The organism is Glycocaulis sp., from assembly GCF_051859565.1.
Taxonomy (GTDB): Bacteria; Pseudomonadota; Alphaproteobacteria; order Caulobacterales; family Maricaulaceae; genus Glycocaulis.
In genome coordinates, this window is record NZ_JBHYFK010000004.1 from 181,464 (window position 1) to 204,026 (window position 22,563).

The 22,563-nt window shown below is 62.7% G+C and carries 23 protein-coding genes; all 23 read right to left on the minus strand.

Going from position 1 to position 22,563, the window contains the following annotated elements:
* Positions 1-61: 61 nt before the first annotated feature.
* Positions 62-742 carry an ABC transporter ATP-binding protein gene (locus tag ACTIGC_RS07475; RefSeq protein ID WP_439633803.1) on the minus strand — a complete coding sequence of 227 codons (681 nt, stop codon included), beginning with the start codon at positions 740-742 and terminating at the stop codon, positions 62-64.
* Positions 735-2,057 (minus strand): lipoprotein-releasing ABC transporter permease subunit, encoded by a 1,323-nt coding sequence (locus ACTIGC_RS07480; RefSeq protein WP_439633804.1) that lies wholly within the window; start codon positions 2,055-2,057, stop codon positions 735-737. The genes ACTIGC_RS07475 and ACTIGC_RS07480 overlap by 8 nt, the downstream gene beginning before the upstream one ends.
* Positions 2,054-3,388 (minus strand): proline--tRNA ligase, encoded by a 1,335-nt coding sequence (gene proS / locus ACTIGC_RS07485; RefSeq protein WP_439633805.1) that lies wholly within the window; start codon positions 3,386-3,388, stop codon positions 2,054-2,056. The genes ACTIGC_RS07480 and proS overlap by 4 nt, the downstream gene beginning before the upstream one ends.
* A gap of 198 nt (positions 3,389-3,586) precedes the next feature.
* The gene (locus ACTIGC_RS07490; RefSeq protein ID WP_439633806.1) at positions 3,587-3,964 is read right to left on the minus strand and encodes a DUF1467 family protein; all 378 of its coding nucleotides are present in this window, start codon (positions 3,962-3,964) and stop codon (positions 3,587-3,589) included.
* On the minus strand, positions 3,964-4,392 hold the full coding sequence (gene mce / locus ACTIGC_RS07495; protein ID WP_439633807.1) for a methylmalonyl-CoA epimerase: 429 nt from the start codon (positions 4,390-4,392) through the stop codon (positions 3,964-3,966). The genes ACTIGC_RS07490 and mce overlap by 1 nt, the downstream gene beginning before the upstream one ends.
* 13 nt (positions 4,393-4,405) lie before the next feature.
* Entirely contained in the window at positions 4,406-6,079 is a 1,674-nt protein-coding gene (locus ACTIGC_RS07500; protein ID WP_439633808.1) for a ribonuclease J, read from the minus strand.
* 3 nt (positions 6,080-6,082) lie between these two features.
* Positions 6,083-6,865: a type III pantothenate kinase gene (locus ACTIGC_RS07505; protein WP_439633809.1), complete on the minus strand. Its 783-nt coding sequence runs from the start codon at positions 6,863-6,865 to the stop codon at positions 6,083-6,085.
* Positions 6,866-6,870: 5 nt separating this feature from the next.
* Complete coding sequence (locus ACTIGC_RS07510) at positions 6,871-7,605, minus strand: biotin--[acetyl-CoA-carboxylase] ligase (RefSeq protein WP_439633810.1); 735 nt, start codon at positions 7,603-7,605, stop codon at positions 6,871-6,873.
* Between the two features lie 3 nt (positions 7,606-7,608).
* Positions 7,609-9,060 carry an NADH-quinone oxidoreductase subunit NuoN gene (nuoN, locus tag ACTIGC_RS07515; protein WP_439633811.1) on the minus strand — a complete coding sequence of 484 codons (1,452 nt, stop codon included), beginning with the start codon at positions 9,058-9,060 and terminating at the stop codon, positions 7,609-7,611.
* Between the two features lie 19 nt (positions 9,061-9,079).
* A complete protein-coding gene (locus ACTIGC_RS07520; protein ID WP_439633812.1) occupies positions 9,080-10,594 on the minus strand; it encodes an NADH-quinone oxidoreductase subunit M in 1,515 nt (504 codons plus the stop codon).
* A 2-nt stretch (positions 10,595-10,596) separates the two neighbouring features.
* Entirely contained in the window at positions 10,597-12,570 is a 1,974-nt protein-coding gene (gene nuoL, locus ACTIGC_RS07525) for an NADH-quinone oxidoreductase subunit L (RefSeq protein ID WP_439633813.1), read from the minus strand.
* 9 nt (positions 12,571-12,579) lie between these two features.
* Positions 12,580-12,891: an NADH-quinone oxidoreductase subunit NuoK gene (gene nuoK, locus ACTIGC_RS07530; RefSeq protein WP_188451137.1), complete on the minus strand. Its 312-nt coding sequence runs from the start codon at positions 12,889-12,891 to the stop codon at positions 12,580-12,582.
* Positions 12,891-13,499, minus strand: a complete 609-nt coding sequence (locus tag ACTIGC_RS07535) for an NADH-quinone oxidoreductase subunit J (protein ID WP_127567166.1) — start codon at positions 13,497-13,499, stop codon at positions 12,891-12,893. The genes nuoK and ACTIGC_RS07535 overlap by 1 nt, the downstream gene beginning before the upstream one ends.
* A gap of 102 nt (positions 13,500-13,601) precedes the next feature.
* Positions 13,602-14,090, minus strand: a complete 489-nt coding sequence (nuoI, locus tag ACTIGC_RS07540) for an NADH-quinone oxidoreductase subunit NuoI (RefSeq protein WP_127567168.1) — start codon at positions 14,088-14,090, stop codon at positions 13,602-13,604.
* Between the two features lie 9 nt (positions 14,091-14,099).
* The gene (nuoH, locus tag ACTIGC_RS07545; protein WP_127567170.1) at positions 14,100-15,152 is read right to left on the minus strand and encodes an NADH-quinone oxidoreductase subunit NuoH; all 1,053 of its coding nucleotides are present in this window, start codon (positions 15,150-15,152) and stop codon (positions 14,100-14,102) included.
* 6 nt (positions 15,153-15,158) lie between these two features.
* Positions 15,159-17,270, minus strand: coding sequence for an NADH-quinone oxidoreductase subunit NuoG (gene nuoG, locus ACTIGC_RS07550; protein WP_439633814.1), 2,112 nt, complete (start codon positions 17,268-17,270; stop codon positions 15,159-15,161).
* A gap of 28 nt (positions 17,271-17,298) precedes the next feature.
* Positions 17,299-17,595, minus strand: coding sequence for a YciI-like protein (locus ACTIGC_RS07555; protein ID WP_439633815.1), 297 nt, complete (start codon positions 17,593-17,595; stop codon positions 17,299-17,301).
* A gap of 6 nt (positions 17,596-17,601) precedes the next feature.
* Entirely contained in the window at positions 17,602-18,069 is a 468-nt protein-coding gene (locus ACTIGC_RS07560) for a hypothetical protein (RefSeq protein WP_439633816.1), read from the minus strand.
* 11 nt (positions 18,070-18,080) lie between these two features.
* Positions 18,081-19,382: an NADH-quinone oxidoreductase subunit NuoF gene (gene nuoF / locus ACTIGC_RS07565; protein WP_439633817.1), complete on the minus strand. Its 1,302-nt coding sequence runs from the start codon at positions 19,380-19,382 to the stop codon at positions 18,081-18,083.
* Positions 19,382-20,368: an NADH-quinone oxidoreductase subunit NuoE gene (gene nuoE, locus ACTIGC_RS07570; RefSeq protein WP_439633818.1), complete on the minus strand. Its 987-nt coding sequence runs from the start codon at positions 20,366-20,368 to the stop codon at positions 19,382-19,384. Before nuoE ends, nuoF begins: the two co-directional genes overlap by 1 nt.
* Before the next feature lie 5 nt (positions 20,369-20,373).
* A complete protein-coding gene (locus tag ACTIGC_RS07575; protein ID WP_429911221.1) occupies positions 20,374-20,745 on the minus strand; it encodes a nuclear transport factor 2 family protein in 372 nt (123 codons plus the stop codon).
* Positions 20,745-21,935 (minus strand): NADH-quinone oxidoreductase subunit D, encoded by a 1,191-nt coding sequence (locus tag ACTIGC_RS07580; RefSeq protein WP_439633819.1) that lies wholly within the window; start codon positions 21,933-21,935, stop codon positions 20,745-20,747. Before ACTIGC_RS07580 ends, ACTIGC_RS07575 begins: the two co-directional genes overlap by 1 nt.
* 3 nt (positions 21,936-21,938) lie before the next feature.
* Positions 21,939-22,553, minus strand: coding sequence for an NADH-quinone oxidoreductase subunit C (locus ACTIGC_RS07585; protein WP_439633820.1), 615 nt, complete (start codon positions 22,551-22,553; stop codon positions 21,939-21,941).
* Positions 22,554-22,563 lie beyond the last annotated feature (10 nt).

The window sequence follows — 22,563 nt, forward strand, 5'->3', positions numbered from 1 at the left end:
CGCCCCGGCGGCAGAAACGATGTCCGCCCGCTATTGATTTCATAAGGAAAACGCGATGCCGTCAGGCCGCGACGACGCGGCCATTCTCCAGCGTGACGACCCTGTCCATCCGCGCGGCCAGCGCGAGATTGTGGGTGGCGACCAGCGCCGCCGCGCCCGCCTCGCGGCACGCCGCCGCCAGCGCGTCAAACACCTGATCGGAGGTCGCCGGATCGAGATTGCCGGTCGGCTCATCGGCCAGCAACACGCGGGGTTCCCCCACCAGCGCGCGTGCGATGGCGACACGCTGCTGCTCGCCGCCGGAAAGCTGGGCCGGCAGATGGGTCAGCCGGGCGCCAAGCCCCAGCTTTGTCAGCCAGTCACGCGCCTTGGCACGCGCCTTCGCCTTGCTTTCACCTGCGATCAGGCGCGGCAGGGCGACATTGTCCAGCGCATCAAGCTCAGGCAGCAAATGGTGGAATTGATAGACAAAACCGACTTCACGCCGGCGCAGAGCCGTCCGCCCGCGCTCATTCAGCGCCAGCCCGTCAATGCCCGCAATATGCACCGAACCGGCATTGGGCTTTTCCAAAAGCGCGGCCGCATGCAGGAGCGAGGATTTGCCTGAACCCGAAGGGCCAACAAGGCCGACCAGCTCGCCAGGCATCAGGTCGAGATCAGCGCCGCTGAGCACCTCGATCAGTTCGGCATCGGTCTGGTACTGGCGCACCAGCCCGCGAATGGAGAGGGCCGGATCACTCATAGCGCAGCGCCTCCACCGGATCGATCCGCCCTGCCCGCCAGGAGGGCGGCAGCGTGGCAATCAGCGCGGTCGCAAAACCCCACACGGCCACGAACGCCACTTCAGCCCAGTCCAGCCGCGCAGGCAGGCGGTAAAGCAGATAGACGGACGGGTCGAACACATCGACGCCCGTCACGAACGCCAGGAAATCCTGTATCGGGCCGATAAACACGGCGATCAGCACGCCCAGAATAATGCCCGCAATTGTGCCCAGCACGCCTATGGCGGCGCCGGAGATGAGGAACACGCGCATTACCGCGCCCTGCGTCGCGCCCATCGTGCGCAAAATGGCGATATCGCGGCTCTTGTTCTTCACCAGCATGACGAGGCCGGAAATGATGTTCATGGCGGCAATCAGTACGATGATGGAGAGGATCATGCGCATCGCCATGCGCTCCACCTGCAGCGCGGTCCAGAAGGACTGGTTCTGCCGGCGCCAGTCAAACACGGCGGAGCCGGGAGGCACGAGCTGGCGCACAGCCTCCACCACCGCCTCAGGCGCATCCGGATTGGTCACGCGTATATCGATATAGTCCGCGCCGCCCGATCGCCCGAAAAACAGCGCAGCCTGCTCCAGCGGCATGAAGACATAGATCCGGTCCAGATCGAGAACGCCCATCGAAACAATGCCTTCCACGACATAGTTCTTGCGGCGCGGCACGGTGCCCATCGGTGTCGACGCGCCCTGCGGTGCCAGCAGGGTCACCGTGTCGCCTGCACTGACGCCCAGCTGCGCGGCAATCCCGGAGCCGATGAGGATGCCGTCGCCGCCATTATGGCCGACACCGAAATTATCGGCAGACCCTTGCACGATGCCGCCGCCCGCCGCAGCCGCCTCGCCTTCACCGGCGATGAGATCGAACTGGCCAAGGTCTGACGGGCGCACGCCTATCACCTGCGCGCCGGACGCCGCGCGCTCGGAGCTGATCAGGGCCTGCGCCGCGATGATCGGCCCGGCCTGGCGCACGCCCGGCACCTGATTGATCCGGTCAACCAGATCACCCGTCAGCGCCGAGCTTTCAGCCGTATAGACATAGACATGCGGCTGCACGCCCAGCAGGCGCGACAGCAATTCGTGGCGGAAGCCGTTCATGATCGACATGACGGCGATCAAAGCGGTCACCGCCAGCGTGATACCGATAAAGGAAATCACTGATATGAGCGTCACACCGCCATGCTTGCGCCGGGTTCTGAGGTAACGGAAAGCCAGCAGGAATTCCCAGGCGCTGAATGCGCCTGCGCCTTTGCTCCCGCTCTTGGCTACCGCAGTGCTCATTGGCCCGCCTGCGTGGCCGTGAGCTGCGAGAGTGCGCTTTCAAGGCTGACTTCGAAGCGCTCGCCAGTGGCGCGCCGCTTGATCTCAACCTTGCCCTCTTTCAGGCCCCGCGGACCGATAATGAGCTGCCAGGGCACACCGATCAGGTCCATGGTGGCAAACTTGCCGCCCGGACGCTCATTGGTGTCGTCCAGCAGCGGGTCCTTTCCAGCCTTCACCAGCGCGTCATAGGCGCTCTGGCAGGCGGCATCGGTATCCGCGTCACCGGGTTTGAGATTGATGATACCAACGCCGAATGGCGCGACGCTTTCCGGCCAGATGCACCCGGCCTCGTCATGGTGCGCCTCGATGATCGCGCCCAGAAGCCGGGACACGCCTACCCCGTAGGAGCCCATATGGACCGGGCGGTCCTTGCCGTCGGGATGGGTGGCATTCGCGCCCAGGGGCGCCGAGTACTTGGTGCCGAAATAGAAGATATGGCCCACCTCAATACCGCGCGCGGACAGACGCCGCTCCTCGGGCACTTCTGATGCAAAGCGCTCCGTCTCGTGCATTTCTTCCGTCGCGGCATAAAGCGAGGTGCGCGCATCGACGAGGGGCTGCAGATCGCTCTCAAAGTCCACATCCAGGCCCGGCGCACCCATATCGACGAGGGCGGAATCGCAGAACACCTCGCTCTCGCCGGTCTCGGCCAGGATGATGAATTCGTGGCTGAGATCGCCGCCGATAGGGCCGGTATCGGCGCGCATCGGCACGGCTTTCAGGCCCAGCCGGTCAAACGTGTTCAGATAGGCCACGAACATGCGGTTATAGGCGCGGCGGGCCGATGCCTCGTCCAGATCGAACGAATAGCTGTCCTTCATCAGAAACTCGCGTCCGCGCATCACGCCAAAGCGGGGACGGATCTCGTCGCGGAACTTCCACTGGATGTGATAGAGAATCTTCGGCAAGTCCTTGTAGGACCGGCAGTATGAGCGGAAGATCGCAGTGATCATCTCCTCATTGGTCGGTCCGTAGAGCAGATCGCGCTCATGGCGGTCGACAATGCGCAGCATCTCCTTGCCGTAATCCTCATAGCGCCCGCTCTCGCGCCAGAGATCGGCCGGCTGCAGGGTCGGCATGAGCAGCTCGATCGCCCCTGCCCGGTCCTGCTCCTCGCGCACGATCTGTTCGATTTTCTTGAGCACTCGGAAGCCCAGCGGCAGCCAGGAATAGATGCCAGCCGCTTCCTGCCGGATCATCCCGGCGCGCAGCATCAGCCGGTGCGAGACGATCTGCGCATCGGCAGGCGTTTCCTTCAGGACGGGCAGGAAAAAGCGGCTAAGGCGCATGGAAACGGTCTCGCGTCAGGGCGGTTGAACAACTGGATCAACGATTAGACCGCACCGTCAACGCCCGCAAGGCACGCATTGCGGCTAAGGGGGTTGAAACCCCGGAACCGCGAAGCGGTATCCGGGGCCTGTCGCCGCTTCTCCTGCACGAGGTCCCGGCTCTGCGCTGCGCTTGGCCGGGATTTCAGGTGTTGGCGGCTACCGGAACTCAGGCCCCCAGAGCGTGTTGAGGTCGATCAGGCCCAACTCCATCACCGCAAAGAAAACCAGCCAGAGCACGCTGGTGATGACGGTGGTCAGCAGCGCCTTCTCCTTAAGGCGCGGATTGACCGGCGCGCCGGGCTCACTGCCATCGACAATGTCACCCGTCTCGTACTGTCCCTGTATGCGCAAGGGCAGCACGGTGAAGATCACGATCCACCAGGTGATGAGATAGACCACCAGCCCTTCAACGAAGCCCACCTCGCCGGAGGTGATAAATAACTGTGCGAACATGATCACCAGCGCCAGAACGCTGAGAAACAGGCCGAGATAGCGAAACGCGGGTTGAACCTGCACGCGCGGACGTTCAGCCATCAATGACCTCCCTCGCCCGGCGCCTGCATCAGCTCGATGAGCACGCCGCCCGTATCCTTGGGGTGAACGAAGATCACCGGCACGCCGTGCGCGCCCATATAGGGTTCGCCCGTGCCGAGCACTGTCGCGCCGCGTTCACGCATTGCATCACGCGCCGCCACGATGTCGCTGACTTCAAAGCACATATGGTGCTGGCCACCCTTCGGGTTCTTCTCCAGGAATTTGTGGATCGGGCTGTCAGCACCCAGCGGTTCGATCAGCTCGATCTGCATGTTCGGCACGGAGACGAACACGACGCGCACGCCCAGATGGGGGAAATCCTTCGCCTCGGTCGCGTCTGTCGCGCCATACAGATCGGCATAGGTTTTCGCCGCCGCCTTCACGTCCGGCGTGGCTACGCCAACATGGTTCAATCGTCCGATTTTCATGGACACGCCTTCCCTAGACCATCAACACCATGGCTTCGACGACGGGCTTCTTGCCCCATAACCGGTTGGCCTCGCGGCGCACGGCCTGCCTTACCACGTCCTCCACCTCGTCCTCGTCGCGGCGCGCCTTGCTGCCCAGCTTGGCGAAAGCCCGCTCGGCGGCATCGGCCAGCACATCGAGGAACTCATCCATATCATCACCGCCCGTATCGGGAACACCCAGCGCCCGCAGGTCCGGCCCCGATACGATCTCACCCTTGCCGGAGACCGCCATGGCCACGCTGATCACGCCGCCATAGGCCATTTTGCGCCGTTCACGCATGGAGCTCGCCTCGGCATCGACGATGAAATTGCCATCAAGATGCAGGCGGCCCGCCGGGGCTTCATCGATAATGCGCGCACCGTCCGCATTGATGGCAATCAGGCTGCCATTGCTCGGGATAACGGCGGAGGGCACACCAAGCTGTTTTGCATAGGCGGCGTGCTCGATCAGATGGCGCGCCTCGCCATGAACGGGGATCGCCACTTTCGGCTTGGCCCATTCATACATTTGCTTCAGCTCGTCGCGGCAGGGATGGCCGGACACGTGGATATGCCGGTCGCGCTCGGTGATGATCTTCACGCCGCGCATGGCCAGCCGGTTCATCAGATCATAGATGCTGCGCTCATTGCCGGGGATCACGCGCGAGGAGAAGATGACCGTATCACCCTCGGTGAGGGTCACATTGCGGTGCGAACGATCTGCGATACGCGAGAGCGCCGCACGCGGCTCGCCTTGTGATCCGGTGCAGACAAAGGCGATCTTGTGGCTGGGGAAATAGCCCGCCTCTTCCTCTTCAACGAAGGGCGCACACGATTGCAGAAGACCCACGGACTTCGCCGCACCCGCCATGCGGTGCATGGAGCGGCCAACCAGACACACGCGCCGCCCATTGGCCTCAGCCGCCAGGATCGCCGTTTCAAGGCGCGCCACGTTGGAGGCGAAGGCGGCAATCGCCACCTTGCCCTTCTGCTCGGCGATCACCTTGGTCAGGCTTTCGCGTACGCCTGCTTCAGAGCCCGCCTCGCCCGGCGTGAACACATTGGTGCTGTCACACACCATGGCCAGAATGCCCTCACGGCCCAGCGCCTTGATGGCTTCGGGGTCGGTTGGCGCGCCAATCAGGGGTTCGGGATCGATCTTCCAGTCGCCGGTATGCAGGATCAGGCCCGCAGGCGTACGGATGGCCAGCCCGTTCGGCTCCGGGATGGAGTGCGTCAGCGTGATAAGCTCGAGATCAAACGGTCCGATGTCGAACCGGCCGGTCAGCGAAATCTCGCGCACCTTGGCTTCGTTCGACAGGCCGCGCTCGGCCAGGCGGTCGCGCATCAGATAGGCGGTGAAGGGCGTGGCCCAGATGGGGCAGCGCAGCCGCTCCCAGAGATAGGCCACCGCGCCCATATGGTCTTCGTGGGCATGGGTCAGCACGATGCCCAGAAGCTGGTGCCTGCGCTCTTCGATGAAGCGCGGATCGGGCATTATGACATCAACACCGGGCGTGGAGAGATCACCGAATGTCACCCCGCAATCGACGATGATCCATTTGCGGTCCTCCTCCGGCCCGAAGCCGTAGAGGTTCAGATTCATGCCGATCTCGCCCGAACCGCCCAGCGGCAGGAAATAGACCGTGTTTTCACTCTCACTCACGCCTCAGGCTCCTTTGCGGACGCTATTGAGGCGCCAGACTTCCAACAAACCGCGAATGGTCACATCCGCGTCAAAATGATCGATGGCGCGCGAGGCACCCTCAAAGAGTGACGCCACGCCGCCCGTCGCGATGACCGTCATGGGCTGGCCGTACTCGGCGCGGATACGCCCGATCAGCCCGTCTATGAGGTCGATATAGCCCCAGAACACGCCAGACTGCATGGCGCCGACTGTATTCCTGCCGATCACGCGATCGGGCTTCTCGATGGCGATGCGCGGCAGTTGCGCGGCCGCAGTGTGCAAAGCCTGCATGGACAGGTTGATGCCCGGCGCGATGATGCCGCCCTCAAACACACCGTCGGCGGACACGATATCGAAAGTCGTCGCCGTGCCGGAATCCACGATGATGAGATGGCCGGGATATTTCACCCGGCAGCCGAGCGCATTGACCAGACGGTCCGCGCCTGCCTCCCCCGGCCGGTCCAGATTGACGCTGATGCCCAGATTGACGCCTGCATCACCAATCACCACCGGATCGGTCTTCAGATAGCGCTTTGAAAGATTGCGCAGATTGAACAGCGATTGCGGCACCACCGATGAAATGACGCAAGCCGACAGATCGTCAAAGCTCAGCCCCTGCAGGGTCATCAGCTGGGCCAGCCAGACCGCGTATTCGTCTGCCGTACGCGGGCTGTAGGTGGCGGTGCGCCATTGCGCGCGCCAGTCCTGCCCGTCATGGACGGCAAACAGCGTATTGGTATTGCCGCAATCAATCGCCAGCAGCATCGCGTTCAGCCTTGTGGGTTAGCCGGAAAGAAGACATCGCCTGCGGAGATAAGCCGTCTTGTGCCATCTGCCAAATCCAGCCGCAGTGCGCCATCGGGCATGAGATCGGCAAAAATGCCTTCCACCGTCTCGTTCTCCAGTCGCGCCACGACCCGCTCGCCAAGCCCGTGCGCGCGGGCGAGCCACGCATCGCGTATCGGGGCAAAGCCCGACACCTGCCAGCGCTGTAGCCAAATGTCGAAATGATGGGCCAGCCGCTCCCCGGCATGGGCCGGGTCCGCCTTTGCGCCATGGGCGGCAAGGCTGGTCGCAGGGCGCTCAGAATCCTCCGGGTGATGGGCGAGATTGACGCCAATGCCTGCCGCCAGCCACAGACCGCCGCCGGGCGCGGCGCCGGATTCCAGCAATATGCCACAGACCTTGCGGCCCTCGATCAGCACATCATTGGGCCATTTCAGGCGCGGATTGAGACCGGGAGCAAGTTCCTCGACGAGATCAGCGACGGCCAGGGCTGCGGCAAAGGACAGCCGCGCCGCATCGCTGGCCTGCGTATCAAGCACGTAAAGCCCGGTGATGAAGAGATTGCCGGGCTGGCTTACCCAGGTGCGGCCGCGCCGCCCGCGCCCTGCGCCCTGCCGGTCTGCGCGTATCCAGACCGGCCCGCGCTCTCCTGCGAGCGCCCGGCGGCGGGCCTCTTCATTGGTGGAATCCAGCTCGGCGTAGTGATCGATCCGCAGCACGCTCTAGCCGCCGATGGCCGAACCCGCCTCGATGACGCGGTTAAGCATGAACGGCACCAGCAGGAGCAGGCCCACGGTCGCAATGCCGGTCACGCGCGTGATGACGGCCACGCTGGCGGGCGGGTTGAGGAACTCGCCCCCTGTGGGCTCATCAAACCAGACGCGCTTCAGGATCATCAGATAGTAGGCAATCGAGACGGTGGAGAAGATACCGGCCAGTACCACCAGCCAGACAAGGCCCGCCTGCACGGCGGCATAGAACACGAACAGCTTGCCGAAGAAGCCGACGAGGAAGGGCATGCCGCCAATCGACAGCAGCAGGCCCGTAAAGGCGAGCGCGAGGCCGGGGCGGGACTTGGAGAGACCTGCCAGATCCTCGATGCGCTCCACCATGCCCTCAGCACGGCGCATGGAGAGGATGACGCCGAACGCGCCAGCCACACCGATCACATAGAGCGTCATGTAGAGCAGAACGGCCCACACCGCCGCCTCGCTGGCTGCAGACAGGCCAACCAGCGCATAGCCCATATTGCCGATGGAGGAATAGGCCATCAGGCGCTTGATATTGGTCTGCAGCAGCGCGCCCAGCGCGCCGATACCCATGGAGAGGATCGCGAGGATAATTGTGATCTGCTGCCACTGGTCGGACATGGCGCCAAACGGCTCCATCAGCACGCGGATGAGCAGGACCATGGCGGCGAGCTTCGGCGCGGTGGCAAAGAAGGCCGCAACCGGCGTCGGCGCGCCCTCATAGACGTCCGGCGTCCACATGTGGAAGGGCGCGGCGGATATCTTGAACGCAAGGCCGGAGACCACGAACACCAGGCCGAAGATGAGGCCGACAGACGGGTTTTCCGCCGCCAACGCAATCGCGCCAAATTCGGTGGAGCCAGCAAAGCCGTAAACCAGCGACGCGCCGTAAAGCAGCAGGCCGGAGGAGAGCGCGCCCAGCACGAAATATTTCAGGCCCGCTTCCGAAGCACGAAGGCTGTCACGGTTGAAGGCCGCGAGGATATAGAGGGCCAGCGATTGCAGCTCGAGGCCGAGATAGAGCGCGATGAGATCACCGGCCGAGACCATGACCGACATGCCAAGCGTCGCCAGCAGGATCAGTACCGGGAACTCGAAACGCGCGAGACGCTCGGTGCGCAGATAATGGCCGGCCAGAACCAGGGCGATAGCCGCCGCGAGATATACAACCGCCTTGGCGTAGAGCGAGAAGCTGTCCAGCACGAACGCGCCATAGAAGGCCGTGCCGCCACCTTGCGGGGCCAGAAACACCGCCACGCCCGCCGCGAGGATCAGGAGCGCCATCGCCGCCAGCGACACCAGACGCGCGGCCGTTTCCTCACCCTTGATGAAGACACCCGCCAGCAGGAGCGCCATGGCGCCAACGGCAAGGATCAGCTCAGGAACGATGAGGCTGAGATCGGCAAGAAGCATGGATCCGGTCATGGGCATCAAGCCTTGAAGCTTACGGGTTGGCGGAGGCGGCCAGCGCCCCCTGATATTGCGAGATCAGCGCTTCGACCGAAGCGGTGGTGATGTCGGTGATCGGGGTGGTGAAGAAGCCGAGCCAGATGGCAAGGAAGGCCAGCACACCCAGATTGATCCACTCACGCCAGTCGAGATCGGTGGCCGATTCCAGTTTCGGGTTCGTCATCTCGCCGAACACGACCTTCTTGTAGAGGGTCAGCATGTAGACGGCCGAGACAATCACGCCGAAGGCGGCACCAAAGGCGACGCGCGGGTCGTACTCGAACGCGCCCATCATGGTCATGATCTCGCCGACAAAGCCCGAAGTGCCCGGCAGGCCGACATTGGCCATGGTGAACAGGGCGAAGAAGGCGGCATAGACCGGCATTTTGTGAACCAGCCCGCCATAGAAGGCGATGTCACGCGTGTGGAAGCGGTCGTAGATCACGCCGACACACAGGAAAAGCGCGCCGGAGATGATCCCGTGCGAGATCATCTGGAAGATCGCGCCCTGCACGCCCAGCGCATTCATCGTGAAGATACCCATCGTCACGAAGCCCATGTGGGCGACGGACGAATAGGCGATCAGCTTCTTGATGTCGGTCTGCCGGAAGGCGACCAGCGAGGTGTAGATGATCGCGATGACCGACAGCACCATCACCATCGGCGCAAAGAAGGCGCTGGCATCCGGGAACATCGGGATGGAGAAGCGCAGGAAGCCATAGCCGCCGAGCTTCAGCAGGATACCCGCCAGAATGACCGAGCCGGCCGTCGGCGCTTCCACGTGCGCATCGGGCAGCCAGGTATGAACCGGCCACATCGGCATTTTCACCGCGAACGAGGCGAAGAAAGCCAGCCATAGCCATGTCTGCGCATCGCGCAGGAATTCATGCTCCAGCAGCACGGTGATGTCGGTCGTCCCGGAGACGACGAACATGTAGATCATCGCCACCAGCATCAGCACCGAGCCGAGGAAGGTGTAGAGGAAGAACTTGAACGCCGCATAGATGCGGTTGGCTCCGCCCCACACCCCGATGATGAGGAACATCGGGATCAGCGAGCCTTCAAAGAAGATGTAAAAGAGTACGAGGTCCAGCGCGCAGAAAATGCCGATGACCAGCGCTTCGAGCAGCAGGAAGGCGGCCATGTAGTCGGCCACGCGCTTTTCCAGCTTCCAGCTTGCCAGAATGCAGATCGGCATCAGGAAGGCGGTCAGCAGGACGAACAGCACCGACAGCCCGTCCACGCCCATGCGGTAATTGATGCCCATGGCAGTGAGCCAGTCGGCCGTCTCGACGAACTGGAAGCCGGGCTGGGCGGTATCAAACTCCAGCACCAGCAGGATCGACAGCGCGAACACGAACAGCGTCACGAACAGGGCGACGCCGCGCGCATTGCGGTCCAGCGCCGGACGGTCCTCCGAGCGCATCAGCGCGCGCAAAACCAGTATCGCCACCGCGCCCAGCGCAGGCAGGAAGGTCAGCGCAGTAAGGATGGGCAGTTGTCCCAGCATGCCTATTGTCCCCCGGCCCGCGCGACCAGCCAGACGGCAAGGCCCAGAACGCCGATCAGCATCACGAATGCGTAGTGATAGAGATAGCCCGACTGCAGGCGCACGATGCGGCGGCCTGCCTGCATGACGGTGCCGGCCACGCCATCCGGGCCGAGCCCGTCAATGATGCGCCGGTCGCCCACCTTCCAGAACAGATCACCAAGCCCGCGCGCGCCGCGCACGAAGATGAAGTCGTAGATCTCGTCGAAATACCACTTGTTGTAGAGGAAGCTGTGGAGCGGGCCGCCACGCGCAGCGATCTTCGCGGGCAGGCCTTCCTTCACAACATAGAACCAGTAGGCCAGCACAAAGCCGAGTACCGTCACCGCAATCGGGCTGAACAGCACCCAGTCCGGCGGATGATGGCCCGTGGCCCCTTCTCCGTAATTGCCTATCGCGTACGGACCGGCAGGCAGGCTGCCACCCCAGAATTCCAGCGCCCCGCGGCCAACAAAATCGCTGCGGAACAGGAAGCCGGCGAATATCGCACCAACGGCCAGCAGCAGAAGCGGGATCACCATGATCCACGGGCTTTCATGGGCGTGGTCAAGCGTGTGCTTGTCGCCGCGGAACTTGCCGTGGAAGGTCATGAATATGAGACGCCAGGAGTAGAAGGAGGTCAGGCCCGCCGCGATGATCGCCACCATGAAGGCGAAATAGCCGAAGGTCACGCCATCCGCGCCCGCCATGAAGGCTTCCTCGATGATCATGTCTTTCGAGTAGAAGCCGGCAAAGCCAAGGTTCAGAAGCGGAATGCCCACGCCCGTCAGCGCCAGCGTGCCGATAATCATCATGATCCAGGTGACGGGCAGCAGCTTGTAGATGCCGCCCATATTGCGCATGTCCTGCTCGTGATGGAGGCCGTGAATGACCGAACCGGCACCCAGGAACAGCAGCGCCTTGAAGAAGGCGTGCGTAAACAGGTGGAACATGGCCGCCGAGTAGAGGCCAAGCCCCGCCGCGAAGAACATGTAGCCGAGCTGCGAGCAGGTCGAGTACGCGATCACGCGCTTGATGTCGTTCTGCACAAGGCCGACCGTGGCGGCAAACAGCGCCGTCGTCGCACCGATGAAGGTGATGATGGCCGAAGTGTTCGGCGCCAGCTCGTAGATCGGGTAGCAGCGGCAGACCAGGAACACGCCCGCTGTCACCATGGTCGCGGCGTGGATCAGGGCGGAGACCGGCGTCGGGCCTTCCATGGCGTCGGGAAGCCAGACATGCAGGAAGAACTGCGCCGATTTGCCCATCGCCCCGATGAAGAGCAGGAAGGCAATCAGCTCCAGCGCCATGAATTCGAGGCCGAACAGGGTGAGCGTCTGGACAGTGCCGTCATCGACCTGACCGAACACGGCGTCGAAATCCAGCGTACCGAACACGGCAAACACCGCCATCACCCCGAGCGCCAGACCGAAATCGCCGACGCGGTTGGTGACGAACGCCTTGATGGCCGCGTCATTGGCCGACTTCTTCTTGTACCAGAAGCCGATCAGCAGATAGGAGGCGAGGCCCACGCCTTCCCAGCCGAAGAACATCTGCAGGAAGTTGTCAGCGGTCACCAGCGACAGCATGGCGAAGGTGAAGAGCGACAGATAGGCAAAGAATCGCGCGCGGTGCGGGTCGTCGGCCATATAGCCCCACGAGTACACGTGCACGAGCGCGGACACGCTGGTCACGACGACCAGCATTACCGCAGAGAGCGAATCCAGCCGGATGTCCCAGCTAATGTCGAAATTGCCAACGGCCATCCACTGCGCGAGCTCGTAAGTGCGCGCATTGCCAAGGATTGCCACGTCCACAAACAGCCAGGCCGATGCCAGTGCCGCGGCGATCGTGGCCCCGGTGGTGATGAACTGGCTGGCGCGCGTGCCGATCTGCTTGTGGAACAGGCCGGCAATGATGGCTGCCAGAAGGGGTCCGAAAACGACGATAAAAGCCATGATGCCGCTCTAGCCCTTCATCAGGTTGACGCCCTCAACCGCGATATCGCCGCGGTTGCGGAAGAAGACGACGAGGATGGCGAGGCCGACAGCCGCCTCAGCCGCTGCGACCGTGAGGATCAGCATCGCGAAGACCTGCCCGGTCATGTCGCCCAGATGGGAGGAGAACGCGACCATGTTCACGTTCACCGCCAGCAGGATCAGCTCGATCGACATCAAAAGGATGATGACGTTCTTGCGGTTCACGAAAATGCCGAACACGCCAATCGTGAACAGGATCGCGGCCAGCGTCAGATAGTGTCCCAGACCGATCTCGAACATTAGCCGATCCCCTCGCCCGATTTGACCTCGACCAGCTCTACGCCTTCCTCGCGGCGGCGCTGCACCTGGCGCGCGATGTTCTGGCGGCGCACGCCCTCGCGGTGACGCAAGGTGAGCACGATGGCACCAATCATCGCCACCAGCAGGACAAGGCCCGCCAGCTGGAAGAAGAAGACGTAACGGTCATAGAGGATGGAGCCGAGCGCCTCGGCATTGGTCATCTCCGGCGGTACGGGCGTCTGCAGCGCAGCGCCCGCCGTATCCGACACCACCCAGGTGATGCCCGTCAGGGACAGAATGCCCACCAGCGCGAGCGCAACCGCGCCGCCGAGTGGCAGATAGCTGAGAAAGCCCTCTTTGAGCGCGGCAAAGTCCACATCCAGCATCATCACGACGAAGAGGAAGAGCACCGCCACCGCGCCGACATAGACAATGACCAGCAGCATGGCGAGGAACTCGGCCCCCAGCATCACGAAGAGGCCCGCCGCCGAGAAGAAGGTCAGGATCAGGAACAGTACGGCGCGCACGGGATTACGTGCGGCCACTACCATGAAGGCGGAGATAACCGCCGTCCCTGCCAGAATGTAAAACGCCGCTGCCTGCAGCATGGTCCCCCCTTGGGCCCGAACGGGCTGTGGGCTGTCTGGTCGTTAACGGCACCGGAAAGGCTTTCCGGACCGGGCTAATATGAGTCGGGCGCCCTTCTAGCGTTACCGGTAGCGGGCGTCGAGTTCGAGGTTCCGGGCAATCTCACGTTCCCAGCGGTCCCCGTTCTCGAGAAGCTTGTCCTTGTCGTAGTAGAGTTCTTCGCGCGTTTCGGTCGCGTACTCGAAGTTCGGGCCTTCCACGATGGCATCGACCGGGCAGGCTTCCTGGCAGAAGCCGCAATAGATGCATTTGACCATGTCGATATCGTAGCGCGTGGTGCGGCGTGAGCCGTCCTCGCGCGGTTCGGCCTCGATGGTGATGGCCTGCGCCGGGCACACCGCTTCGCACAGCTTGCACGCGATGCAGCGCTCCTCGCCATTGGCGTAGCGGCGAAGCGCGTGCTGGCCGCGGAAGCGCGGACTGAGGCGGCCCTTCTCGAACGGATAGTTCACGGTCGGCTTCGGCGTGAAAAGCTGGCGCATGCCAAGGCCGAACGCGCCCCAGAAATCCATCAGGGCGGCTCCGCGCAGGGTTTGGGCGATACGGCTCATTGGATTGTCCTAGCTTGCATTCGAGTAGACAACGACAGCGCCCATCACCGCGACCGCGACGAGCGAGGTCGGCAGGAATATTTTCCAGCCCAGACGCATCAGCTGGTCATAGCGGTAGCGGGGTACGAGCGCCTTCACCATGGCGAACATGAAGAACAGGAACAGCACTTTCAGCGCGAACCAGAAGACCGGCGGTATCCAGGTGAAGGGCGCGACATCAAAGGGCGCATGCCAGCCACCGAGGAACAGCACCGTCATCAGCGAGCACATCAGCACGATGTTGAGATATTCGCCGATCATGAAGAGCAGGTACGGCGTGGAGGAGTATTCCACCTGATAGCCCGCCACCAGTTCGGATTCCGCTTCCGGCAGGTCAAATGGCGGCCGGTTGGTCTCTGCCAGCGCCGAGATGAAGAAGATCACGAACATCGGAATGGTGATGACAAAGACCGGCCAGGGTAAGAGGTCAAACGACAATACATGCCAGTTCCAGAAGCCGCCGGCCTGCGCCATCACGATCTCGGATAGGTTCATCGTGCCGGCCATCAGGAGGATGGTGACGATCACGAAACCGATGGAAACCTCGTAGGAGACCATCTGCGCGGCAGAGCGCAGCGCGCCCAGGAAGGGATATTTCGAGTTCGACGCCCAGCCGCCAATGATGATGCCGTAAACGCCCAGCGAGGAGATCGCGAACAGGAAGAGAATGCCGACATTGATGTCGGAGATCACCCAGCCCGGCGCGACCGGGATCACCGCCCAGGCGATGAAGGCGAGCGTGAAGGTGATCAGCGGTGCCAGAATGAAGAGCGGACGGTCCGCGCCTGCCGGAATGACGATTTCCTTCAGCACGAACTTCAAGAAGTCAGCGAAGGACTGCAGCAGGCCGAACGCGCCGACCACGTTGGGGCCTTTGCGCATCTGCACCGCCGCCCAGACCTTGCGGTCCATCAGCAGCAGAAAGGCCAGCGACAGCAGCAGCACGACCATGAAGGCCAGGATCTGGCCAACCGCCAGCGCCGTGCCCCAGACCGGACCGAATTCGGTGACGAAATCGTTCATCAGCCCCTACTCCGCTGCCTGCAGCGTGGCGCGCGCGGCCTTCGCCGCAGCCGAGCACTCCGCCATGGTTTTCGACGCCCGCGCGATGGGGTTCGTCAGGTAGAAATCCTTCACCGGGCTGACGAAGGGCTCAGCGGAAACCTCGCCCGCCTCGCCCAGCGTGGACGGATCAAAGCTGCCCGCGCCTTCAGCGCCCGGCGCATGATCGATTTGGCCGAAGCTCTCGATCTCCTCGATCAACTTTGCCCGCAGCGCATTCAGGCTGTCATAGGGCAGCGTCTTGTTCAGACGCGCTGACAGCGCGCGGAAGATCGCCCAGTCCTCTTTGGCTTCGCCTTTGGGGAACACGGCCCGCTCGGCCAGCTGAGCGCGGCCCTCGGTGTTCACGTACAGCCCCGGCTTTTCGGTATAAGCGGCTGACGGCAATATCAGATCGGCGCGCATGGCACCGGCATCACCGTGATGACCGACATAGATCACGAAGGCCTTGCCGAGCTTGCCCGTGTCGATCTCGTCAGCGCCGAGCAGCACGACCGTATCCAGCTGGCCCTTGCCCGCAGCGGCGAGGATCGCATCCGTGTCGCGTCCGCCCTCGCCGGGCAGGAAGCCCATATCGAGACCGGCAACACGGCTGGCGGCCGTGTGCAGGACGCTAAAGCCATTCCAGCCCTCTCGCACCACACCGGCGGCCTTGGCCAGCTCGCCTGCGGCGCGCAGCACCTGCGCCCCATCGGCGCGGGCGGTGGCGGCATTGCCGAGGATGATGATCGGGTTCTTCGCGTCTTTGAGCGTCTTGATGAAGCCGGAACGCTTCTTGGCAAGCGCGCCAATCGCGTCCGGTCCGCTGCCCAGATGCTCATACGGATAGGTCAGGTCCACCGCCTCGCCGATCATCGCCACATCGAGCTGGCCATTGAGCCAGCGCTGGCGGATGCGGGCATTGAGCACCGGCGCATCGACGCGCGGATTGGCACCGATAAAGAGGATGGCGTCGGCCTTGTCGATACCGGCAATCGTCGCGTTGAAGAGATAACCTTCGCGCACGCCGCCGCCGAGTTTCGAGCCATCCTGACGGCAATCGAGCGAGGTCACGCCCAGCGCATCAAAGAGGTCTTTTGCGGCTTTGAGGCCTTCGGCATCATTGAGATCACCTGCGATCACGCCGATCTTCGATGCATCGCCAGAGAGTTTTTCCGCCGCGACGGTCAGCGCCTCATCCCAGCCAATGGCGGTGAGTTTGCCGTTCTTGCGCACATAGGGCTTGTCGAGGCGCTGGCGGGCGAGGCCGTCCCATACGAAGCGGGTCTTGTCGGAAATCCATTCCTCGTTCACGCCCTCATGGATGCGCGGCATGATACGAAGCACCGCGCCGGAGCGGCTATCCACACGGATGTTGGAGCCAATAGCGTCGTTGACGTCGATGGTCTCGGTCTTGGTCAGCTCCCAGGGACGCGCATTGAAGGCGTAGGGACGCGAGGTGAGCGCGCCGACCGGGCATAGATCGATGACATTGCCGGACAGCTCCGAGGTCATGGACTGTTCCAGATAGGTCGTGATCTCCATGTCCTCGCCGCGCCCGATGGCGCCGATTTCCGGCACACCGGCAATCTCGGTGGCAAAGCGCACGCAGCGCGTACACTGGATGCAGCGCGTCATCACCGTCTTGATGAGCGGGCCCATATACTTGTCTTCAACCGCGCGCTTGTTCTCGCCATAGCGCGAGCCTGCGCGGCCATACATGAGCGACTGGTCCTGCAGATCGCACTCCCCGCCCTGGTCACAGATCGGGCAGTCCAGCGGGTGGTTGATGAGCAGGAACTCCATCACCCCTTCGCGGGCCTTCTTCACCAGCGGGGAGAGCGTACGCATGGCAGGCGGCTCGCCATTGGGGCCGCCGCGCATGTCGCGCACCAGGAAGGCGCAGGACGCCACGGGCTTGGGCGCACCGACCAGCTCTACAAGGCACATCCGGCAATTACCGGCCACCGACAGGCGCTCATGGTAGCAGAAGCGCGGAATCTCGCGCCCCGCCGCCTCGGCAGCCTGCAGCAGGTTATAGTCCTGCGGAACGGTGACCTCGTCGCCGTCAATGATGATGGTGCGCGTATTCTCGCTCATCAAACCTGCTCCACGGCCCCTTCGGGCATCAAACTTTCGTCAGGGCGCCTTCGCCCACCACAGTCGTCCATTCACGCACCCGCCAGCTCGCGATCAGCCCGTTCTTCACGTACGGGTCTTCGTTCGCAAACCGCTCGGCCACGCTTTTGTCTTCACCCTTGAACACCAGCACCGCGCCATCGGCGGGGTCGGCCAGCGCGCCGGCCAATACCAGCTCGCCGCGCGCTTCAAACTCGCGCGCGAGATTGAGGTGCACCGAGCGGAACTCACCCCGGCGCTCCATGTAGTCCAGCGCGGTCTCGTAGAAGAGGATGAAGTGTTTCATCGCGCCCTACTCCGCCACCGCGGCCGGTTTGGACGGTTGCGTCCGCCCCGCCAGCTTGAAGATCGCGCCCCACGCAGCTCCGCCCAGCACCCAGCTTGCGAATACCGCTGTGACCATGAAGGGCGACATATAGGTCCAGAGGTGCAGATCCCTTCGCCCCGTCGATAGTAGGCCCACCCAAACTGCACCGAGCAGTCCAACCAAAACCGCCCCGGCGAGGATAGGTCTACGATGCACTAAGCCGCGAAGAACCGTATCCCAGGGGCCTCTCATCAGCACCCAGAGCGGCGCAACGAAAACCAATAGCACCACCCCTCTCCAGAGAGTCGCGTAGACCACAACCAGCCACATGGGAGTCATGTTGTAGATCGAAATTACCGTCTGCCCCTGTATCTGGGTCGCGCCGTGACGCACGATCGTAACGACGATCGTGGCGACAAGCGCTGCAACCAGATATGGGGCGATCTTTCTCACGATACTCCAACCTACTCCGCTGCCACCGGCACAAACACCGGCTTGCCGGCGCGGTAATTATTGATCCGGTCCTCGATCTCGTGGCGGAAATGGCGGATCAGACCCTGCACCGGCCAGGCCGCCGCATCGCCGAGCGCACAGATCGTGTGGCCTTCCACCTGGCCCGCCACGTCGAGCAGACCGTCGATCTCGCCGATCTCGGCTTCACCGCGCGCCATGCGCTCCAGCACGCGCCACATCCAGCCCGTACCCTCACGGCACGGCGTACACTGGCCACAGCTTTCGTGCTTGTAGAAATAGCTGATGCGGGCAATCGCCTTTACCACGTCGGTGGAGTTGTCCATGACGATGACGGCGGCGGTGCCCAGACCGGATTTCACATCGCGCAGCGCATCGAAATCCATCAGCACGTCGTCGCAGATCTCTTTGGGGATCAGCGGCACGGACGAGCCGCCCGGGATCACGGCCTTGAGATTATCCCAGCCGCCGCGCACGCCGCCGGCATAGGTCTCGATCAGCTTCTTCAGCGGGATCGACATCGCCTCTTCCACATTGCACGGCGCGTTTACATGGCCGGAAATGGAGAAGATTTTGGTGCCGGAATTGTTCGGACGGCCAAACTGGAGGAACCACTCCTTGCCCCGGCGCAGGATTGTCGGCGCAACGGCGATGGATTCCACATTGTTCACGGTGGTCGGGCAGCCATAGAGGCCCGCGCCTGCCGGGAATGGCGGCTTCATGCGCGGCTGGCCCTTCTTGCCCTCAAGGCTTTCTAGAAGCGCCGTTTCCTCACCGCAGATATACGCGCCTGCGCCGTGATGGATGTAGACGTCAAAGTCCCAGCCGTTCACATTGTCCTTGCCGATGAGTTTGGCCTCATAGGCTTCGGCGACAGCGGCTTCCATGCGCTCGCGCTCATGCACGTACTCGCCGCGCAGATAGATGTAACAGGCATGGGCCTGCATCGCGAAGCTGGCGATAAGGCAGCCTTCAATCAGATGGTGGGGATCATTGCGCATGATCTCCCGGTCCTTGCAGGTGCCCGGCTCTGACTCGTCCGCATTGACCACCAGATAGTGCGGGCGCGCGCCCACTTCCTTGGGCATGAACGACCATTTGAGACCCGTCGGGAAGCCCGCCCCGCCGCGTCCGCGCAGGCCCGAACCCTTCATCTCGTCGATGATCCAGTCACGCCCTTGCTGCAGGATTTCGGCCGTGCCGTTCCAGCATCCGCGCTTCTTTGCACCCTCAAGGCGCCAGTCATGGCGGCCATAGAGATTGGTGAAAATCCGGTCTTTATCGTGAAGAAGCATTATTCAGCATCCTTCTTCGGAGCGGGTTTCTTCGCAGCCGGCTTCTTTGCTGGCGTCTTCTTGGCCGCAGGCTTTTTCGCGGCGGTCTTGGCGGCAGGCGCCTTTTTCGCGCCGGTCTTTTTCTCGACGGCTTTCGCCGTCACCTTCTTCGGACCGGAGGTTCCAGTCTTGGCGGCATCAGCAGCCTTTGCCGTCTTGCGCGGGGCGCTCTTCACCGCACCGCCCGCTTCGTCAGCGTCGGGCGCCTTTTGGGCCGGGCGGCCCTTCTTGACAGGATCAGGGTCTTCACCCTTTTCCGCCGCCGCTTTGGCTTCCGGCGTATTGGGCATGTAAGGCATCGGCTTTGCCCGGCTGCCATCATAGAGGGATGCGTCTGCCAGAACGGCGACGTCCGCCTCGGTCGGCTCGGAACACTTGCGCCCCGTCACCGGCCCCATCTCGACAGGCTTGCCTGCAGTCAGATCATCGAGAATCTGTTCCAGCGCGGCGCCTGTCAGGTCTTCGTAATAATAGTCGCCATCCTTGTTGGCGATCTGGACCATGGGCGCGTTGGAGCAGGCCCCAAGGCACTCCACCTCTTCCCAGGAGAATTTGCCATCGGCGCTGACATTGCCGCGGCCCTTCTTGCCGATGCGCTTCTCGCACACGGCTTTCAGGTCGTCCGCCCCGCGCAGCCAGCACGGCGTCGTGCCGCATACCTGGATCAGGTGCTCGCCCACAGGCTCCAGGTTGAACATGGTGTAGAAGGTCGCGACCTCGTAGACGCGGATATAGGGCATCTCGCAGCGCGCCGCGATCTCGCGCAGGGCAGGCTCGGATACCCAGCCCTCCTGCTTCTGGGCAAGCCAGAGAAGCGGAATGACGGCAGAGGCCTTCCGGTCTTCCGGATATTTGTTCATCCAGAACGCAATTTTCTTCTCGCTTTCCTTTGAAAACGTGAAGCTTTCCGGTTGCACTTCGGCGGCTGCAAGACGGCGCACGCTCATCCCGGCTACCCTTCCCTTATAAAGTCGACGCGCGCGATAAACCCATCGCGCACGGTGTAAATCACAACAAGATCGATGGGCGCGGACTTGCCCTCGCCTTCCAGCCAGACGCGCTCATGGTCGATCACGCGAGAGCCGATCACCGCGCGGTGGACAGCGATGGCGTGAAGGCCTTCGCTCTTGAACCGCTCGACATAGCGCGCGCGGAAGGCATCGCGGCCTTTCAGGCTCAGCACGCCGGGGAAATCATAGACTTCCACATCGTCTGCAAAGCAGGCCGCGAACGCGTCCAGATCGCGCGCATTATACGCGGCCAGCTGGGCCTCAGCGAGGCGCTCAGGACTGGCAGCGTCTGCTATGGCGTGCGCGGCGAGCATTAGCGGTCCACCTCTCCGAACACGATGTCGAGAGAGCCCAGAATCGCCGATACGTCAGCGAGCATGTGGCCCCGGTTCAGATGATCCATGGCCGCAAGGTGCGCAAAGCCCGGCGCGCGGATTTTCACCCGGTACGGCTTGTTGGAGCCGTCAGCGACCAGATACACGCCAAACTCGCCCTTGGGCGCTTCCACGGCGGCGTAGCAATGACCCTCAGGCACGTGGACGCCTTCGGTGTAGAGCTTGAAGTGGTGGATCAGCGCTTCCATCGAGCGCTTCATCTCGGCCCGGCGCGGCGGCGCAAACTTGGTGTCGGTTGGCAGCACTTCGCCCTGATTTTCAGGTTTGGACAGCCATTCGCAGCATTGCTGCATGATCTTGCAGGACTCGCGCATCTCCTCCATGCGGACGAGATAGCGGTCATAGCAATCGCCGTTCTTGCCGATCGCGATCTTGAAGTCGAGCTCGTCATAGACCTCGTAGGGCTGCGCACGGCGCAAATCCCAGGCCATGCCCGAACCGCGTACCATCACGCCGGAGAAACCCCAGGCGAGCGCATCTTCCTTCGACACAACACCGATATCGGCATTGCGCTGCTTGAAGATGCGGTTATCGGTCAGAAGCGCGTCAATGTCGTTGAGCGCCTTGGGGAAAGCCTCGCACCATTTGGCGATGTCATCGACCAGTTCCTGCGGCAGGTCCTGATGGACGCCGCCGGGGCGGAAATAGTGCGCGTGCAGGCGCGCACCCGAAGCGCGCTCGTAGAAGATCATCAGCTTTTCGCGCTCTTCAAAGCCCCAGAGCGGCGGGGTCAGCGCGCCAACGTCCATCGCCTGCGTGGTGACGTTCAGCAAATGATTGAGGATGCGGCCGATCTCGCAATAGAGCACACGTACATACTGGCCGCGCTTCGGGACAGGGATGCCGGCAAGCCGCTCCACCGCCAGGCAGAAGGCATGCTCCTGGTTCATCGGCGCGACATAGTCGAGACGGTCGAAATAGCCGATGCCCTGCAGATAGGTCTTGTGCTCCAGCAGCTTCTCGGTGCCGCGGTGCAACAAGCCAATATGCGGATCAACGCGCTCGACTACCTCGCCATCCAGCTCCAGCACCATGCGCAGAACGCCGTGGGCGGCCGGGTGAACGGGGCCGAAATTGATCGTGAAGTTGCGGATATCCTGCTCAGCCATGGCTCAAGCCTTCCCTTCCGCCTTCTCGTCGCCGGGAATGACGAGCTTGGCGCCTTCCCACGGCGAGAGGAAATCGAAATCGCGGTATTCCTGGATCAGGTTCACCGGCTCGTAGACGACGCGCCTTTGCGCTGCGTCATAGCGCACTTCGACAAAGCCGGTCAGCGGGAAGTCCTTGCGTAGCGGGAAGCCCTCAAATCCGTAATCGGTGAGGATGCGGCGCAGATCCGGATGGCCATCAAAGACCACGCCATACATGTCGAACGCCTCGCGCTCGAACCAGTTGGCGGCCGGGTAGATGTCCACCACGCTCTCAACGCTGGCGTCCTCTGCAACGGTCAGCAGCACGCGGATACGCGTATTATGATGCATGGACAGCAAGTGATAGACGACGTCGAAACGGTCCGAGCGCGACGGCCAGTCTACCCCGCAAATATCAATCAGCGTCGTGAACCGGCAGGCCGGGTCATCACGCAGGAAGCGAAGCACCTTCTTCACCCGGTCACGATGAATGGTCAGCGTCAGCTCACCATGGGCAATCGCGTGCTCGCGCACATCCTCATCGAGCGCATCGGCAAGATGCGCGGCCAGTTCTGAGAGGGTATCGGGCTTGCTCAAGGGAGGGGCT